Below are 17,652 nucleotides of genomic sequence, written 5' to 3' on the forward strand. Positions count from 1 at the left end.
ATCAAACTTGTTCATCGTTCAGGAGAAGGCGATCATGTTGGTTTGGGGTTTGATTGCGGCGGTGCCGCTCACGGGCGTGCTGGCGGCCTTCGTCACGCCCCGCGTAGTCGAATATGTCGAGACCATAGAGATCAAGGGGAAAGCTCGGGATATCTTCGATGCGATCCGCTTTCAGGCGCGACTGATGGAGTGGTCCGCTTGGCCACCCGAGACCGGATCAGCATGTGCCGTTGAGGGCCCCGATGGTGAGATGGGTGCGAGAACCGTTTTTATGCAGAAGAACGGTGCGCGCTTCGGACACCAAGAGATCGTCACCATCCAAGACGGAGTGTCCGTCGGGTTTGTCCTTAAGAGCAAGGGCCCGCCACACAAGCCGCAGCTTGATTTCCATGTGGTGCCGGTCGATGCCGACACCACCCGCGTGGTTCTGCACTTCCATAACGACATCATGCCACCCTTCAACCTGATCCAGCGCCTAGCGGGCATGGTCCGCTGGACACGCGAGATGCACCGGAAGGACTTGGACGGGCTCAAGCGCTACATCGAACGGCGCGAGAACTATCTCGGAGAGCAACCGAAGGCTGCCTGAAGTGAGCGCCCCGCTTTATCCGTTCAGCTTCGAGGCGGAGATCGAGAAGTTCGGCGTCGGGAAGGATCGCAAGATCTGGTATAATGTGCTTTTCCTGCCGCCGGACTTGCGAGCCGAGCTGCCTTTTGACACCTATCCGCGGCTGCGCGTCGAAGGCGAGATCGCCGATGTTCCGGTCGCCAACGCCTTCATCCCTGCCGGAGATGGTCGCAACTATGTGATCGTCTCCCCGCAGGTGCTGCGGGATGCGGGAATGAAGCTAGGCGATACAGTCGAGATGCGGTTTCGCATTGCCGATCAGGACCATGTGGATGTTCCGGAGGTCCTGCAGGCAGCGCTGGCTCACGATTCCGATGTTGCCGCTGCGTGGTACGTCCTTACGCCGGGCCGCAAGCGCATGGCTGTTCAGCATGTGCTCTCTGCCAAATCGGCACCGACACGGCAGCGCCGTCTGGAGGAGGCTCTTGACGCCGTGATCCGCTTCAAGGGAGACCTCAACGCATGGCGAAGAGCCCGCAACGGGTGAAGGCGTTCGGATCCGTGGCAACTAGATTGATGCCCGCAAGCGCAAATAGCAGACCTTCAGCTCCCCACCCACTTCCCGCGATAAGCGCCGCTCCCAGAAGCCACCCAAAAGCCGCCGTCCCGCGACGCTGATCGTAAAAACCATCCCCGTGCGCCTGCGCACTTGCTATGGGGCTCGCCATGACCAGCAACACACCCCCATCCACCCCGGCGCACACCCCGCCCCGCATCCTCAGCATCGCCGGCTCCGACAGCTCGGGCGGCGCGGGGATTCAGGCCGATATCAAGACCATCACCATGCTCGGCGGCTATGCGATGAGCGCGATCACCGCCGTCACCGCGCAAAACACCTGCGGCGTCACCGCGATTGCGCCGCTGGCGGGCGAGGTTGTCGCCCAGCAGATCACCGCCTGCCTTGATGATATTGGCGCAGATGCGATCAAGCTCGGGATGCTGCATGATGCCGATATCATCGCGGCGACCGCCCGCGCGCTCGAAGGGGTGAGCGCACCCATCGTGCTCGATCCGGTGATGATCGCCACTTCGGGCGCGGCGCTGATCGCTCCGCAAGCCATCGCCGCGATGCGCGAGGTGCTGTTCCCGCGCGCCACGCTGATCACCCCCAATCTGCCTGAACTCGGCCATTTGCTCGGCCGGACGATCGAGGATTCCGGGCAGATGAGCGAAGCCGCCGAAGAACTCGCGCGGCTTACCGGTGCGGCGGTGCTCGCCAAAGGGGGGCACACGGCCGATGCGCGCGTCATCGATGTGCTGTTCATGCCCGGTCACCTTGGCGAGGGCGAGCGCGCGGTGCAATTCGATCACGCGCGGATCGATACCCCGCACACCCACGGCACCGGCTGCACGCTCTCATCCGCGATTGCGACACTGCTCGGCCACGGCCTGCCGCTCGAACATGCGGTGCGGCTCGGCCGGCAATTTGTGCTCGAAGCGATCCGCGCCGCCCCCGGCTTTGGCGCGGGCAATGGCCCGCTGGGGCATCAGGCGGTGAGGAAAATCGATTGATTCGCTCCGGGCTATCTGGCGATAGCCAGACAGCAACCTAATCCTTCAGCTCGTAAAATGCCGCGATATGATCCCAGGCCTCTTCGGCGGTCTCGCACCAGTGGAACAGGTCGAGATCGGACTGGTTGATCGTCCCTTCCTCGGCGAGCGCTTCGAAATCAATCACCCGCGTCCAGAAATCACGCCCGAACAGCAGGATCGGGATCGGCTTCATCTTGCCCGTCTGGATCAGGGTCAGCAGTTCGAAGAATTCATCGAAGGTGCCAAAGCCGCCGGGGAACACCGCCACCGCCCGCGCGCGCAGCAGGAAGTGCATCTTGCGCAGCGCGAAGTAATGGAACTGGAAGCTGAGATAGGGCGTCACATAGGAATTGGGCGCCTGTTCGTGCGGCAGGACAATATTGAGCCCGATGCTCTCGCTACCCGCATCGCTCGCACCGTGATTGCCCGCTTCCATGATCGACGGCCCGCCGCCGGTGGTGACAACGAACTGCCGCTTGCCATCCTCGATGATCGCCTTTTCGCTGACCATCCGGGCAAGCCGATAGGCTTCCTCGTAATACTTCGCCTTTTCGGCGAGCCGTTCGGCCACTTTCTGCTCGTGCGCGCTCTTGTCTTTCGCGGCGGCCAGCAAGGCTTCCGCCTTGGCCGGGCTGGGAATGCGCGCCGAGCCGTAGATCACCAGCGTCGAGCCGACGCGCGCTTCATCCAGCAGCATTTCCGGCTTGAGCAATTCCAGCTGGAAGCGGATCGGGCGCAATTCATCGCGCAGCAGGAAATCCGTGTCGCGGAACGCCAGCTTGTACGCGGGGTGCGCAGTCTGCGGGGTGCGTTCGGGCGCCTGCTCGGCGAAGCGGGATTCCTCACCCGCGCGGTAGAACTTGCGGGCCTTGAGATCGTGATCGGTCGAATTGTCAGTCATCGCCAAGGCCCTAGGCGGGCGGAGGCGGCGCGGCAAGACACTTGGCATCAATCACCCAGACTTGCGGCCCGCGATAGAGCGCGCAAGTCGCGGCTGCGCGCTGCAAGGCCGATGGCCCGCGCGCCAGCGCTGCCTCGCCCGCGGTGACTTCGGCCAGCACCACACCGGCATAATCTTCCGGCACCGTGCCCGCCTCAAGAAAGGCGCGATCGACCAGCATCACATCAAGGCCTTCGGCGCGCACGAAGGCGGCGAGCGCGGCGGCATCGGGGGTGGTGGCCGCCGCGATTGTCGCCTTGAGGCGGCGGTTGATCTCGTTGAAATAGGTGAGGTGATAGGGGATCGCGTGTTCAACAGTCACATGCGTGGCCCGCCCCGTGACCGCAGGCACGAAGTCGAGATCGCTGCTCAGCCCGCCCACGCGCAGATCGCGCGGCGCCGCGATCAGCCAGTCGATCGCGCCCGGATCAAGCGGGCGGCGCATCCCCGGCGTGGGCGTGGCGAAAGACACCGCGAACAGCGCCAGCAGCCCCGGCAGGACAAAGCGCACCGGCCCGGCACCGCCGGGCGCGCGCAGCCGCTGATCAAGCAACAGGCCGATGATCTGGCCGATCGCCATGAATTCAAGAATGCTCAGCACCCGCTGCGGGTAGCGCGCGGGCAGATGCAACTTGAAGGCAAAGATCGTCGCCACGCCCCACCATGCCACCCCGGCGACAAGCGCCCAGAGATAGACAATATCGGGCGCGCGCGGGCCGCCGGGCGCGCTGCGGATCGCCGCGCGCAGGCCCAGGAACAGCAGCGGGGTAAGCAGCAGCAGATTGACAAGCGTGGCCCAGCGGTTTGCCCAGCACGGGAAGATTTCCGGCAGGACCCCCACCCGCGCCGAACACAGCCAGGCTGCCGAACCCTCCATCGGGACAATCGAGCTGCGTCCGCCCGGCGTGCCGAGATTGGGCATGGTGAGCGCATCGGCAATCGAGATCACCGGCTCCCAGCGGCTGACCTCGCCCGGCACCAGCGCAATCGGCGCGCCGACAGCGAGCGTCGCAGCGAGCATGGTGGTGATTGACTGGCGGGTCAGTTCCACCGGCAAGGGCAGCCGCCGCCGCAGGTAGGACAGGCCCAGCATGGTGAGGCCCACCAGCGCCGTGGTGGGATAGATCGCGGCGAGCACACCAAGGCTCGCAATCATCTGCCAGCGCTTGTCGCGCAGCAGGCCATCGAGAAACAGCAGGAACAGTGGCGGCGAAAAGGCGCGGGCCGTGGCGGTGAAGATGCTGTCTTCATGCACCAGCAGCGCCATGGTGAACCCGGCCATGACAAGCGCTGCGAGCGCGCGCCCGCCGGTCAGCATCAGCGCCGCGCGCCAGGTCGCAAAGGCCGAAACCCCCAGCAGCACGACGGGGATCAACCGCGCCAGCACCAGCGGGGAGATCCCGATAGCCGCAAAGGCCCCGTAAAGCGCGCGCAAGCCGCGCGGGGTCACCGAATGCCAGTAATCCGTGATGAGATCGCCGCGCAGCGCCGCAGGATCAGCCAGCCGCGCGGTCCACGCCAGAAACTGGCGGGCATCATCCTGAATGGCATAGGCAGCGCCCTCGAGCACGAAGGCATTGGTGAGAAAAACGAGGCAGGTGAGCCCGGTGGCCCCCAACAGCAGCAGCAGCCCGAACCGCGCGCCATGCGGGCCCATCAGCCGCGCGACCAGAGCGCTCGGGGTGGTGTGAAAAAAGCTCTGCCGGGGTTCGCTCATCAGATCAGGTGCCCGCTCGGGAATGTCAGATACGCGCAACGCCGCGCCTGTGGCCGCACGCCGCTTCTTGCCTGCCCCGCGCCCGCATCAGCGGCGGATCGCCGCCGTGAGAGCACGCAGGCCCCTCTCCGCACGGCGCGGGCCATGCGTCAAGGCATGGGCCGTGTCCAGCGCTTTTCGGCCAGCAGTGACCCAGCGGCATCCGCTGCACAGCTGCCTGCGCTGTGCTTGACAGGACGGGCCGCATTCCCAAAGGCTGCGCGCCGGGCTTCAACCGAGCAGGCACCCCCTTTATGGCTGACGAGATGCAGACGCTGTCCGATTATGGCAACGTCTCGGGCAATCACTACGACAAATACGCGACGGGTAATCCGATTGCGCGCGCGCTGATGAACGGCTTCTTCGGCGCCTTCGATACGCTGTCGGCGCAAACCGGCGCGAAGAGCGCTTTCGAAGTCGGCTGCGGCGAAGGCGAATTGTCGCTGCGGCTGCTGCGCCGGGGGTGGGAGGTGCGCGGCTGCGATCTCGAGGAAGACGCCGTTGCCGAGGCCAATGCGCGCAGCCTTGCCAGCGGTCACGGCGCGCGCTTCGCGGTGCGCAGCATCTATGATCTGGCCGATGGCGAAATTGCCGCCGATCTGGTGGTGTGCTGCGAGGTGCTCGAACATCTGCCCAATCCGCGCCTCGGGCTCGAACGGCTCGCGGCGCAGAAGATACAGCACATCCTGCTCAGCGTGCCGCGTGAACCGATCTGGCGCGTGCTCAATTGCGCGCGCGGCAAGTATCTCAGCGATTTCGGGAACACGCCGGGCCATCTCCAGCACTGGTCACGCAGCGCCTTTATCCGCCTTGTCAGCGAGTATTTCGATGTGCGCGCGGTGCGCTCACCCCTGCCGTGGACGATGCTGCTGGCCCGGCCGCGCTGAGCAGGGCCGCTGCGGCTTGATACCGGCTACAGGGCAAGCCAAGGATGATATCCTGCCCCGCAAAGGCCAGCCATCGGGCGGGCGCCGTGGGAGGTGCAGGAAGCTTGGCTGAAGGATTGTGATCGACCGCGTAGGCGTCGGTAATCAAGACGGCGGCACGCAAGATTTTCATTATTGACTATCATTCGCAATAGCAGCAAAGCGCCCACACCCCCTTTTTCTTCGGAGTCTTCATGCGTTTGCCCCTCAGTATGGCCGCCCGTTCGCTGGCGGCCGCCTTGCTGTGCACCACTGCCCTCCCCGCGCTTGCGCTTGATACCGCGGTTACCACCGCGACCACGGACAGCGAGACCGCGGAAGACCGTGCCCAGCGCGCCACGGCGCCCTCGTCGATCATCGTCACAGCCAAGCGGGATGGCGAACGCCTGCCGGATCAATCGGGCACGCTGATCTTCGCGGGCAAGCTTGGCGATGTTGTCCAGCTCGGAAATCTGCCACCCGTTGCAGGGCGCAATCTGCGCGTTGCGATGGCCGACATCCCGGGCATCGTCGTCTCGGAAGTCTCCAATGGCTCGTGGGCCTCGTTGTCCTATCGCGGGCTGGGTGAGCCGCACGAAAGCTGGAACCTGCTGACCTTGCAGGACGCGATACCCGCGGTGCCCGACATGTATTCCTATCCGGCGGCCTATTTCATCCCCCCGCTGGAGCTGGTCGAGCGGGTTGAGTTCATCCGCGGGGCATCGGGCCTCCTCTATGGCCCGCAGCCGGGCGGCGCGCTCAATTATGTGATGCGCGGACCACGCCGCGAGGCGGGCGCTGAAGGCTTGGTGCGTGCCACGCTTGGCAGCTGGAATGCGGGACAGATCCTGGGTGGAGCGAGCGTTTCGGACGGGCGCTTTGCGGCCGATGGCTTCATCCAGTTCGCGCAAGGCGACGGCCCGCGCCGGGACAACAGCGATCACGATCAACTCACCGGACAGCTGCGCGGGCACATTCTGGGCGATGACATCACGATCAGCCTCGCGCTCGACTACTACCGCGGGCACTTCGGCGAGCCGGGCGGCTTAGCCCGCGACCGGTATCTGACGGATCGGCGGGGTGGGACCACGCGGTTTGATCGCCTGCGGATTGAACGCCTTGCCCCGACGCTATCGGTCGATTGGCAAGTTGGTGACCTGACACAGGTGACCGCGCGCGCGTTTTACAGCCGCTTCGAACGTGAAAGCTGGCGGCAGGCGGGCGGCGGTTTCGGGCAGGTGACGCCCGAGGCCAACGTGCTGATCCGCCAGTTGCAGGCTTTCGACACCGCGGGCCTCGATATCCGCGTGCGCCGCGATTTTGGCGCTGCCGCGCAACACAGCTTCACCCTTGGTGTGTTTGGCCACACCTCGGATGCGCCGGTGTTTGTCGACAAGGGGTCGAGCAATAATGATTTTGTCGGCCTTGGCGGCGCCCTTGCCCGCGCCCGGCGCAGCGGCGATGCGGCCGCGCTGTTCGGCGAGGTCAAGCTGACTTTCGGCGATCTCCAGATCGTCCCCGGCTTCCGCCTCGAACGGCTGCGGCAAGATGTGGTCGAGACGCTCGATCTTGCCGTCGGCAGTGTTACCGGAGGCGGACCCGGCGGGCAGAACGGGGTGCTCGGCAATCGCCGCAATGTCGAGACCGTGCCGCTGTTCGGTCTAGGCGTAACCTGGGATGCCTCAGAGACCCTGCGTTTTGTGGCCAATGCCAGCCGCGGGTTCAAGCCGTTGCTCTACAATGACGGTGTCACCTTCCAGGCGGGGATCGACGTTGCCGATGAATTTGCCTCGTCCTATGCCTTCACGATCGAGGCGGGCGTGCAGGCCGAACCTGTCCCACCCCTGCGGATCGATGCGAGCCTGTTCAGGGTAACGCTGGAGGATCAGGTCGGCTTCTTGGGTGGGCCGCTGCCAGCAAGCGCGCCCTTCGGAGCCGTGGGCGCTGGCGGCGCGCGGCGCCAGAATGTCGGCTCGATGCGCAATCAGGGGCTGGATCTGGCCGCGAGGCTTGACCTGATCGGCCCGCAGGGCCTTGCCCAATCGCAGAACACCCTGCGCCTCTCTACCAACCTGCAATTGCTCGATGCGACCTTCACCAGCGGCGTCGCGCAAGGCTTCACCCCGCAATATGCGCCCGGCCACATGCTGCGCTCGATCCTTTCCTACATCGGCGCAAACGGCGCGCGGGCAGCGCTGATCTTCACATCGGTGGGCGATCAGCAGGGCGCGGATAACAACGCGGCCGATTTCTTCTTGCCGGGTTACGAGGTGCTTGATGCCTCGGTCGAATGGCCGCTGGGCAGCGGCTTCAGTGTCGGCGCGGGGGTGAACAACATCCTTGATGAACGCTACGCCGGACGGGTGCGGCCGGGTGCAGGCGGCGGGTTTGACCCCGGCATGCCGCGCAACTTCTTCCTTTCTGTGGGCTGGCGAGGATAGCGCCCGTTGGCCGTGATATCGGCGACAGTCGCTATCCTTCGTGGGGTTATCCCAAGAGGGCCGGCTTGGGATTGCGCTGGCCCAGGCAGCCTTGCGAATGATGCCCGGTGGCGGTTCCCCAACACCCGCTGCCGGGCATTTACGCGTTCAGAATGGTCGCAAGCTTTTGCTGCAATTGCTCAGACCGGTATGGCTTTGCCAGAAAATTCACGTTGCTGAGATCGTCCAAGCCAAGGCTCTCGAATGCGGTGGCGGGATAGCCGGAGGTGTAAAGCAACTTGATATGCGGTGCGAGCCGCAACGCCGCCTGACCAAGCTGTGGGCCAGTCATCCCCCCTGGCATGATCACATCGGTGAAGATCAGATCAAAGGCTTGATCATCATGCAAGACAGACAAAGCCTCTTGCGCGTCTGCTGCGGCCGTCACGACATAGCCGAGCTTTGCCAAGAGCTTTTCGACATGTGCGCGAACCATCGCCTCGTCCTCCACCACGAGGATTCGCTGTCCTGTCCGATCTCCGCCATGCTCTGGCTTCGGCAAAGAAAATTCTGGTACTTCGCCTGACCCGAAGCGCGGCAAATAGATCCTGACCGTCGTGCCATGGCCCGGTTCGCTCTTGATTGTGGCATACCCACCCGATTGCTTCGCAAAGCCGAAGACAGTGCTCAGGCCAAGCCCTGTGCCTTCTCCAATATCCTTGGTGGTGAAAAAGGGCTCAAAGGCCCTTGCAAGCACCTCAGGTGGCATGCCTTGGCCCGTATCGGCCACCGAGACCACAACGTAATCGCCAGGCTCCAGATCCAAAAGGTTTGGCTCGGTATGCAGTGAGAGCGTGTGGTTTTCTGCGCTGATGATAATCTCACCGCCATCCGGCATCGCATCACGCGCATTCACAGCAAGGTTGATGATGGCTTGTTCAAGCGCGTTTCCATCGACGTTGGCTTCCCAGACGCCTGGCTTCAAATCGCAGCGGATCGCAATCGTCTCAGCGATGCCGGTTCTCAGCAGTGCGACCGTATTGGGAATCAAGTTCGTCAACGCGACACGTCCAGCACGCAGCTGCGACTGGCGGGAAAAAGTAAGCAGTCGCCCGGTCAAGTCTGCGGCACTGCTTGAGGCACGATGGATCATCGCCACCGCCTGAGCCTGGCTCTCGTCAAGCGCGGTCGTTTCAAGCAGTTCCGCGTTGCCAAGAATGATCATCAGCAAGTTGTTGAAGTCATGCGCCACGCCGCCCGTGAGCTGGCCGACTGCCTCCAGCGCGCGGGCGCGGGTGTAACCTTCCTGATTACGCTTTTCCTTGGTAACATTGCGCATGTTTCCCAGAATGCGGGTCGCTCTGCCGTCAGGGTTGCGCAGGATAGAGGCTTTCACAGCAAGGTCGATCGCCTCGCCCGCAACGCTTTCAGCGGTGAATTCGAACTCCCAGGTGCTGGCCTCAGATTTGATTGCATACTGGAATGATTTGATCAGCGGCGCGCGTTCTGATGGCTTGACCATCTCGATCCATTGGAAGTTCTGGATATGCCGCTGATCGTATTGGACACCCAACTTTGCCGGCCAGTCTTGGCCGGTCCAGGTAACGCCTGTCTCGAAATTATAGTCCCACAGCACGTCGCTGGTGGCATCAGCGATGATCCGGAAGCGCTCCTCCGACTGCTCGAGAGCTGCGTTGGCCTCGGTCAATTGGCCGATATCGGTGGTTGTTCCAATGATCCGCTCGGCTTCTCCGGTGTCATTGCGCACAATGAAACCGCGAACAGCCGCATGCCCGGTCGTGCCGTCCGGTCGGCGAAATTCGTATTGCAACGCATAGCGCTCTTTACCTGAACTGATTGCGTCCAAGGTTGTCCGGCGCACCTTGTCATGATCTGCTTCAACTGCGCTGATGTCCTCCAGGTTATCGAGGTGGATGCTCTCGGGTGGATCGTACCCGTAGATTTTCTTGTAAGCGTCGTTGGCCCAGAATTGCCCGGTTTTGACATTCCATTCAAACACGGCATCCTGGGTCGCATGGACCGCCAACTCAAAGCGCTGGCGCAATCTCTGCGCTTCACGCTCGGCCTCAACGAGCCGGGTAATGTCCGCAAAGCTCACCAGCACTTCCAGAACTTCGCCTTGTTCGTCCAGGACGGGAAAGGCGTTGGCCACCAGCCACAATATTATGTCGTCATCGGGCAGCTTCAGGCCATGAACAACTTCTTTGACAGGCGCTTTCTTTCGGATCGCCTGGTTTGCCGGAAAATCCTCAAGCGGCATGGGTGAGCCGTCTTCGCGGAAGACGACCCAGCGCTCATCTGAGGTCGGTACGCCGTCGAGCTCGTCTTCCTTCATGCGAAGAACTTCGGAAGCGAGGCGATTGACGAAGCGGATCTTGGTGTCGGGCCCATGCACAACGACGCCCGCAAGGACATTGTCGAGGATGAAGCGGTGGTTACCCTCAACCTCAGCAGCCTTGCCTTCAGCAGCCTTCTGCGCGGAAATATCTCGATAAATTGAGATGAAATGGCGAAGTGAGCCATCTTCGTTATAGTGCGGCTTGATCGACACGTGGCACCAGAGCGGCTCGCCCGATTTGCGCCGGACAAGAACATCTTCTGCAAATGCGGAACTGGAAGCGATCGCGGCTTCAGCCCTGGTCATGGCACCTTGGTTGCCAGCCATGAAAAGCCCGCCAGATACAATCTTCTGATTTATTTCAGATTTTTCGTATCCGGTGAGCTTTTGAAAGGCATCATTTACGTACTTTACCTGAGCATCTTTGGTGAAGACGGCCACGCCATCTGAAATTTGACAAAGAATATCACAATACGTCGCTTCATTCATTAAAAGGCGCCTTAGATTCCTTGATCAAACTATGCCTGTTCGCCATGTTCGCAAAACGAAATTTGCAGGCGGCGCGCACCCATTCACACCTTGTGTTGCTGGCTAGCCATCCGATCTGAAAGGGCGTTCTCGCTGCACGAATCATCACCCTCCGCGGGCGGGCGGCCGGCGACAGACCCGCTCAGGGAAAGCCGAGCCCGCATGCGATTGGGTTTTGCTGCCAAAGGACAGGAAGTGTCCGTTGACACCCAAGATGGACTCAAAACGCCAGAACAAACCATGATTTGTCCAAACCGAGTGACAAGGGTTCTGCCCGATCGGGGTCAAATCTGACTTCAGGATTGCCCTACGAACCGAAATCAACAACTTAAACGCTAGGACAGCGACGGCTTCTCCCCCGGGGGATATCCAAAGCTTGTGGAAATGACGGAAAGCTTGCGGCAGCGTCAGGCTAAGCTTTTCTGTTTCGACTGAGGGAGGCGGGCATGGCCACAGTCCTCGTTAGGATCGGTGCCGCTCATTCGCCTCATCGCGATCGAAGGTGAAATCCGCAGGCAAACGGCCACGTACCCTTTGCAGGCGATCTGATGGCGCAGCGATCGAGCCTGCGCGCTTTGCCAACCTCTTGTCAACCGTGCCGGATTCGGTGTCTGAATGCTTCATGGGATCTCCTCGCATCGAGGCCTCTCCTCACTATATCTGTCAGATATCTAAGCGCATAGCGGAGTTTCCGCCACGTTGCATTGCAAGCGTAGCACGGCGTCTCCGTTCCAACTCGATCAATCAATAGTAGCCACCACCTTTCTGCGCGACGTGGCTTCACACCCGCGGTGAGGGACGGCGTGCTCCATGTGCGCGTCCACAGCAGTTAAGTACTGCGGAGTGCCCGAACCTCGAACAAGGCATCCTCTAGCGCCCGCTCAACAGCAGCCAAGTCCAACGCTAGCCGCAGCCCGGTGTGCCCCGTCGCCTGCAATATCACCGCCATGACAGTCTCCGACTGCATCGCCAGTTCAAGCAGGTGCAGGCTGCTCGGACTGGTGTGCCCGTTCAGCCAGGATCGAGCAGTATGGTCGCTGACATGGGTCCATCGCATCACGGTCTTGGTTGCCTGCCTGGTCCCGCCAAGGTCTGCTTTCAGCGCCGCGCCAATCATTTGCGCCAGTAGCGCATCGGACAGGTCGGTAGGCGTTCCGCGAAGTTTGCTTCCGCTAATAGGAACCATTTTTCCCTGCTTTCTCGTGTAGCGCAGAGGACCGAGGCGCTTTTTGCAATCTGCGCTCGAGGTATCGCATGGTCATTCGATGGACGGACGACAATCATGAAGAACCCTCGCCGCCCCCGACCATCCGGGCGGCGCAATATGTTCGCATGTCGACCGAGCATCAGCAGTATTCTACCGATAACCAGGCAGCGACCATCGCGATCTATGCTGAAAAGCACGGGCTCGAAATCGTCAAAACCTACGCAGACGAAGGCAAGAGCGGTCTGAACATCAAGGGCCGGCCGGCGCTGCAGGCACTTCTCGATGATGTTGAAAGCGGACGCGCGGATTTCACGGTCCTGCTCGTCTATGATGTCAGCCGCTGGGGCCGCTTTCAGGATCCTGACGAAGCCGCCAGCTATGAACTGCGCTGCAAGAGCAAGGGCGTGCGCGTTCTCTACTGCGGCGAGGAATGGGAGAACGATGGGAGCATCGGCTCATCGATCATCAAGACCGTCAAACGGGCCATGGCCGGAGAGTATAGCCGGGAGTTGTCCGTCAAGGTGTTCGCGGGCCAGGCCAACCTTATCCGGCTAGGCTACCGTCAGGGCGGCCCCGCCGGTTACGGATTGCGCCGCCAGTTGGTCGATCAGCAGGGTGTGGCAAAAGGTCTGCTGGGCCGCGGCGAGCACAAAAGCATCGCCACCGATCGCGTCATTCTGGTGCGGGGACCAGACGAAGAAATCGCCATCGTCCGCGAGGTCTATCGGCGCTTCATTGAGGCTGGCGAGAGCGAAGCCGAAATCGCCCTTGATCTCAATGCCCGCGGCGTTCGCACAGATCTTGGCCGGGAATGGACGCGCGGAACGGTTCACCAGCTGCTGATCAACGAGAAATACATCGGCAACAATGTCTGGGCGCGCACCTCGTGCAAGCTGAAGGGCGAACACGTCGAAAATGCGCCCGAAGACTGGGTACGCGCCAACGGCGTATTCGACGCCATCATTCCTGCGCCGATGTTTGATGCTGCGCAGACCCTCATTGCCAAGCGCTCGGAAAAACTATCCGATGATCAGATGCTGGCAGCGCTGTCGCAAATCTTTGCGCAGCGGGGCTTCTTGTCAGGCCTGATCATCGATGAGGCCAACGATTGCCCATCGAGCAGCGCATTCCGCTCGCGGTTCGGCAGCCTCCTGCGGGCCTACACTCTGGTCGGCTTCGCGCCGGATCACGACTATCGCTATCTCGAGATAAACCGCCGGCTGCGGGCGCTGCACCCCGATATCCTTGCTGGAATCATGAGCGGTATCGAGCAGACCGGTGGCAGCGTTGTTCGTGATCAGGAGACCGACCTTCTCCGAATCAATGGCGAGTTTTCCGTGTCGGTTACGATTGCGCGCTGCTTCCAGACGTCGGCCGGCGGCAATCGCTGGAAGCTCCGGCTCGATACGAAATTGCGGCCTGACATCACGCTCGCTGTCAGGATGGATGCCGATAACGAGACCCCGAAGGACTATTATCTTCTCCCCGCGCTCGACATGCGCGAGGCGACCCTGCGCCTTGCCGATTTCAACGGCCTGTCGCTCGATGCCTACCGGTTCGACACTCTCGAATTCTTCTACCGGCTGACCGCCCGCGTATCCCTGAGGGCAGCAGCATGAGCGGGGCGAAGCCTGCCCAACGGATCGAGATGATCCCGATCGACCGCGTCAACATCGTCAATCCGCGCGTGCGCAACCAGAAGTCTTTCCGCGACATCGTCGACAATATCGCCAAGATCGGGCTCAAGAAGCCGATTACCGTCACACGCCGGGTCGAGGCGGGCGGACCATTTTACGATCTCGTATGCGGGCAGGGCCGCCTCGAAGCGTTCAAGGCGCTCGGCCAAACCGCGGTCCCTGCGCTGGTGGTGTCCGCCGACCCGGAAGACTGCCTGATCGCAAGTCTGGTCGAGAACTGCGCGCGCCGCCAGCACCGTGCCCTTGATCTCCTCCAGGACATTCGCGGCATGCAGCAGCGGGGGTACTCCAACCCCGAGATTGCGCGCAAAACCGGGCTCACCATCGAATATGTGAACGGCGTGGCGCGGCTCATCGAGACGGGGGAACAGCGTCTGCTGCGCTCGGTCGAGAGCGGAATGATCCCCGTCAGCGTGGCGGTCGAAATCGCAGAAGCTGCTGACCACGATGTCCAGGCTGCACTCACGAAAGCTTACGAAAATGGGCAGCTCAAGGGGCGCAAGCTTTTGGCAGCGCGCAAACTCATCGAGACGCGGCGGCGGCGTGGGAAAGGACTGGAGACCAAGGAACGCGCGCCTCGGGAGCGCGTCTCCGCTGATTCACTGGTCAAGGCCTATCAGGAGGAGACCGAACGTAAGCGAGCGCTGATCACGCGCGCCGAAATGACGCAGAACCGGCTGATGCTGATCACCGAGGCAATGCGGCGCCTCTCGGCCGATGATAGCTTTGTTGCGCTCCTCGAGGACGAAGGCCTCGCGACCATGCCCGAACGCCTTGCTGAGCGACTTCATCCGCAACCGGGAGCGTCGGCATGAGCGGCAAGAAACCACCGTCCCTGCCCGACGGCTTCGAGCATACAACCTTGCGTATCCCGATCAGCGAGATCATGCCGATGCGCGAGGTACCGTCGACGGTCCGGAAGTCTGCGAAGTACAAGCAGATTGCAGCATCAATTGCAGAGGTGGGCATCATCGAGCCCCCGGTTGTGTTCCGGGATCGGGTCAACCCGGCGCAGTATAATTTGCTCGAAGGACATGTGCGCCTCGCAATCCTGCTCGAGCGGGGCGAGACCGAGGTGGTCTGCCTGGTTGCCCTTGAAGATGAGGCATTCACCTACAACAAGCGCGTCAGCCGGATGGCGACGATCCAGGAGCACCGGATGATCCTCAACGCCGTCAAGAAAGGCGTTTCGGAAGAGCGGCTTGCCCGGGCGTTGAACGTCAACATTGGCAATATTCGCGCCAAACGAAACCTGCTGACGGGTATTTGCCCGGAAGCTGTGGACCTGCTGCGAGACAAGCATGTGCCCATGAACGTGTTCGTCGAGCTGCGGCGGATGAAGCCGATGCGCCAGATCGCGGCAGCCGAGATGATGGTCGCGATGAACAAATACTCGACCGGCTATGCCAAATCGATTGTTGCGGCGACCGCCGAAGAAGACCTCGTCGAGCAGAAGCGCAAAGCCGTGCGGGGCCTGACCGAGGCGCAGATCGAGTTGATGAGCCGGGAGAGCGCGCAGCTCGACCGCGATTTCAAGCTGATCGAGCAGAGCTACGGCGCTGACCACCTCGATCTGGTTCTGGCCACCGGTTATCTGGGCAGCCTGCTGAGAAGCGCGCCGATTGTGCGGTATCTGGCCCAGCACCATCCGCAGCTGCTCGCGGAATTTCAGAAGATAACCGACCTGCAGCAGGCGGCATGATGGGGACCCGGACCCGATAAGCGCGGGGACCGCAGGAGACGCCGCACTGTGGGGCGGATCGAGCGCGGCGGCGGGAATGGCGGCGAACCCGCACGAAGCCCGCCACAAGCCCGATAGGGCTTCTGAAACCGCGTGCCGGGCTCGCTTCGAGCCCGGCACGCTAGAGTGCACGGTCGTCGCTGCGACGCTGGAAGTGCTCAATTGCACCACATTGCTGGCCACTCTCATGAACAGGAATGAATTAAACACTCAGCAATCGGCACTTCCGCAATCTGACCAACAACTCAGTCGATTAGCAAGTTATCAACAGATAAATAGAGGCCCGTGATTAAATAAAAGCAGCCTTTCTGACACAACCCATCCTATGGCATGGCATAGGATGCGATACATCTGATTAAGACGCGATAATTTCTGTTCACTATTTAGTGAAGAGAGTTTTGCAAAATTTCAGAGGGCCGTTGAATCTCGCCATTTGGCGCCACGATTGCTTTTCGAGCGGTTGAGAATCGTAGTTCTCGCCTTGGTGCCCCGATTGACCCAGCGAATCGATGTTGGCACTTCAGTTTCGAGAACTCGCCGAGCCGATTTAATTTGGCCCGTCGAGATCACCGAACGAGGGCGACCAAGTGAATCTCAATCAGCAGCATGAGCATATCAAGTGGTTGCTCCGTGCCAGGGGCTCTTCGCTGGCCGACATCGCCCGATCTCTCGACGTGCGGCCTTCGGCGGTAACCCTCGTTTCGAAGGGCCGTGGCCGCTCCCGCAGGATAGAACAAGCGATCGCACAAGCGACTGGCCTTGATGCGGCACAGTTGTGGCCGGACAACTATCCCGATCAAAAGGAGGGCACCATGACCGGATAAGGAGCCAGGCATCCAGAGCGATGCACGCCCACCGGAAATGAAAAGCCCCGGCGCTGCGGGAACAGCAACCAGGGCCATGGAAGATCTGAAGACCTAACACTTCTGATCTCCTTCATTCCGACAGGCATGTCAAGGTCCGAGGGTATCCTCGGGCCACCGGAGAACTCGTGCCCATCGCCTTGGTAGCGGTGGAGGAGAGAAGATCATGAAGTCTAAAAACAAACACCCTCGCCCTAATGGCGAGGCTTACCCACAGTCGCCCACCACCCTTCCCCCGGCTGCTTCCAGGAGCGAACGATATGTCCGCGATCCTGCACCAGCCCGTGCGAACGTTGAAATCATCCGGTCCACCGACGGCGGCGCGCTTCGGACCTTCAACGGCGGTCTGATGCACGAAAATGGCTGGTTCGCGAGCCGGAAAGCACGTCGGCTGTTGCATTGGCAGGGTGCCGCGCAGCGTGACTTCCTTATCCGTGCCGAAGTGGAATTCAGCGTTGTCCGCATGGCCTCTGAAGCAGTCCGGTTCGAGTTCACTGGCCCCGGAGGCAAAGAGGTCTACACAGCCGACGTCGAACTGGTCGACCCCGACGGCACCGTCACCATCGTCGAAATCAAGCGCGACAAGCGTGACCTGTCAGATCCCGTCTATCGCGCAAAGCTCGCGCGTGTGAAGCAAATCTGTGACGAACTCGGGATGCGCTTCCGGATCGTATTCCGCGACGAGATTTGGGTGAGCATCCTCCACCGCCGCAACGTCACTCTCTTTGCGAGCAGGGCCTTTACTGCTGTTCGGCCCGAGCATCACCATCGGCTCGACAATCATCGCGCCAAGGTCAGCAAACTGACGAGCTTTGGCGAACTGGCCGATGCGATCGAACCCAATGACCGTCGATATGGTGAGGCGATCGTTCAGGCTCTCACCGTCGCGCGCAAGATCGAAATCGACCTGACAAGGCCGCTATTCGACGCGACCGAGGTCACCATGCACTGACCATGCGAGCCGGTACGCGCGGGCGGCCGGCTTGCCCCTCCTCACGAGACGATTGGCGCCATGCTTGGCAGCCCCGGACAGCGCGTGCGCTGCCCGCGGAGCCGCCCGGCACGCGTGCGCACC

General features: G+C 61.7%; 14 protein-coding genes. 10 read left to right on the plus strand and 4 right to left on the minus strand.

What is annotated here, in order from left to right; genetic code table 11:
• Window positions 1-7 precede the first annotated feature (7 nt).
• The 3 genes from SOQ14_RS05170 (at window position 8) to thiD (ending at window position 2,140) form a co-directional block, all read left to right on the plus strand.
• Complete coding sequence (locus tag SOQ14_RS05170; protein ID WP_322896990.1) at window positions 8-589, plus strand: SRPBCC family protein; 582 nt, start codon at window positions 8-10, stop codon at window positions 587-589.
• 1 nt (window position 590) lies between these two features.
• Window positions 591-1,115, plus strand: a complete 525-nt coding sequence (locus tag SOQ14_RS05175; protein WP_322896991.1) for a YdeI/OmpD-associated family protein — start codon at window positions 591-593, stop codon at window positions 1,113-1,115.
• A 179-nt stretch (window positions 1,116-1,294) separates the two neighbouring features.
• Window positions 1,295-2,140, plus strand: coding sequence for a bifunctional hydroxymethylpyrimidine kinase/phosphomethylpyrimidine kinase (thiD, locus tag SOQ14_RS05180; RefSeq protein ID WP_322896992.1), 846 nt, complete (start codon window positions 1,295-1,297; stop codon window positions 2,138-2,140).
• 37 nt (window positions 2,141-2,177) lie between these two features.
• On the opposite strand, the gene SOQ14_RS05185 is transcribed toward thiD, so the two are convergent.
• Window positions 2,178-3,062, minus strand: coding sequence for an LOG family protein (locus SOQ14_RS05185; RefSeq protein ID WP_322896993.1), 885 nt, complete (start codon window positions 3,060-3,062; stop codon window positions 2,178-2,180).
• Between the two features lie 10 nt (window positions 3,063-3,072).
• Window positions 3,073-4,818: a hypothetical protein gene (locus tag SOQ14_RS05190; RefSeq protein ID WP_322896994.1), complete on the minus strand. Its 1,746-nt coding sequence runs from the start codon at window positions 4,816-4,818 to the stop codon at window positions 3,073-3,075.
• A 293-nt stretch (window positions 4,819-5,111) separates the two neighbouring features.
• On the opposite strand from SOQ14_RS05190, the gene SOQ14_RS05195 reads away from it, so the two are divergent.
• Window positions 5,112-5,744 carry a class I SAM-dependent methyltransferase gene (locus tag SOQ14_RS05195; RefSeq protein ID WP_322896995.1) on the plus strand — a complete coding sequence of 211 codons (633 nt, stop codon included), beginning with the start codon at window positions 5,112-5,114 and terminating at the stop codon, window positions 5,742-5,744.
• 233 nt (window positions 5,745-5,977) lie between these two features.
• Entirely contained in the window at window positions 5,978-8,203 is a 2,226-nt protein-coding gene (locus tag SOQ14_RS05200) for a TonB-dependent receptor family protein (protein WP_322896996.1), read from the plus strand.
• A 139-nt stretch (window positions 8,204-8,342) separates the two neighbouring features.
• Here SOQ14_RS05200 and SOQ14_RS05205 read toward each other — a convergent pair whose 3' ends face one another.
• A complete protein-coding gene (locus tag SOQ14_RS05205; RefSeq protein WP_322896997.1) occupies window positions 8,343-11,030 on the minus strand; it encodes a hybrid sensor histidine kinase/response regulator in 2,688 nt (895 codons plus the stop codon).
• Window positions 11,031-11,898: 868 nt separating this feature from the next.
• Entirely contained in the window at window positions 11,899-12,255 is a 357-nt protein-coding gene (locus SOQ14_RS05210; protein ID WP_322896998.1) for a hypothetical protein, read from the minus strand.
• A 68-nt stretch (window positions 12,256-12,323) separates the two neighbouring features.
• Between SOQ14_RS05210 and SOQ14_RS05215 the strand changes: the two genes are divergently transcribed.
• From SOQ14_RS05215 to SOQ14_RS05235, 5 genes are all read left to right on the plus strand, one after another.
• Window positions 12,324-13,895, plus strand: coding sequence for a recombinase family protein (locus tag SOQ14_RS05215; RefSeq protein ID WP_322896999.1), 1,572 nt, complete (start codon window positions 12,324-12,326; stop codon window positions 13,893-13,895).
• Window positions 13,892-14,788, plus strand: a complete 897-nt coding sequence (locus SOQ14_RS05220; protein WP_527194246.1) for a plasmid partitioning protein RepB C-terminal domain-containing protein — start codon at window positions 13,892-13,894, stop codon at window positions 14,786-14,788. Before SOQ14_RS05215 ends, SOQ14_RS05220 begins: the two co-directional genes overlap by 4 nt.
• Window positions 14,785-15,675 carry a plasmid partitioning protein RepB C-terminal domain-containing protein gene (locus SOQ14_RS05225; RefSeq protein ID WP_067402658.1) on the plus strand — a complete coding sequence of 297 codons (891 nt, stop codon included), beginning with the start codon at window positions 14,785-14,787 and terminating at the stop codon, window positions 15,673-15,675. The genes SOQ14_RS05220 and SOQ14_RS05225 overlap by 4 nt, the downstream gene beginning before the upstream one ends.
• A gap of 626 nt (window positions 15,676-16,301) precedes the next feature.
• Window positions 16,302-16,538: a helix-turn-helix domain-containing protein gene (locus SOQ14_RS05230; RefSeq protein ID WP_322897001.1), complete on the plus strand. Its 237-nt coding sequence runs from the start codon at window positions 16,302-16,304 to the stop codon at window positions 16,536-16,538.
• A 205-nt stretch (window positions 16,539-16,743) separates the two neighbouring features.
• The gene (locus SOQ14_RS05235) at window positions 16,744-17,529 is read left to right on the plus strand and encodes a hypothetical protein (RefSeq protein ID WP_322897002.1); all 786 of its coding nucleotides are present in this window, start codon (window positions 16,744-16,746) and stop codon (window positions 17,527-17,529) included.
• Window positions 17,530-17,652 lie beyond the last annotated feature (123 nt).

It is taken from the genome of Erythrobacter epiphyticus (assembly GCF_034653295.1).
GTDB lineage: Bacteria > Pseudomonadota > Alphaproteobacteria > Sphingomonadales > Sphingomonadaceae > Erythrobacter.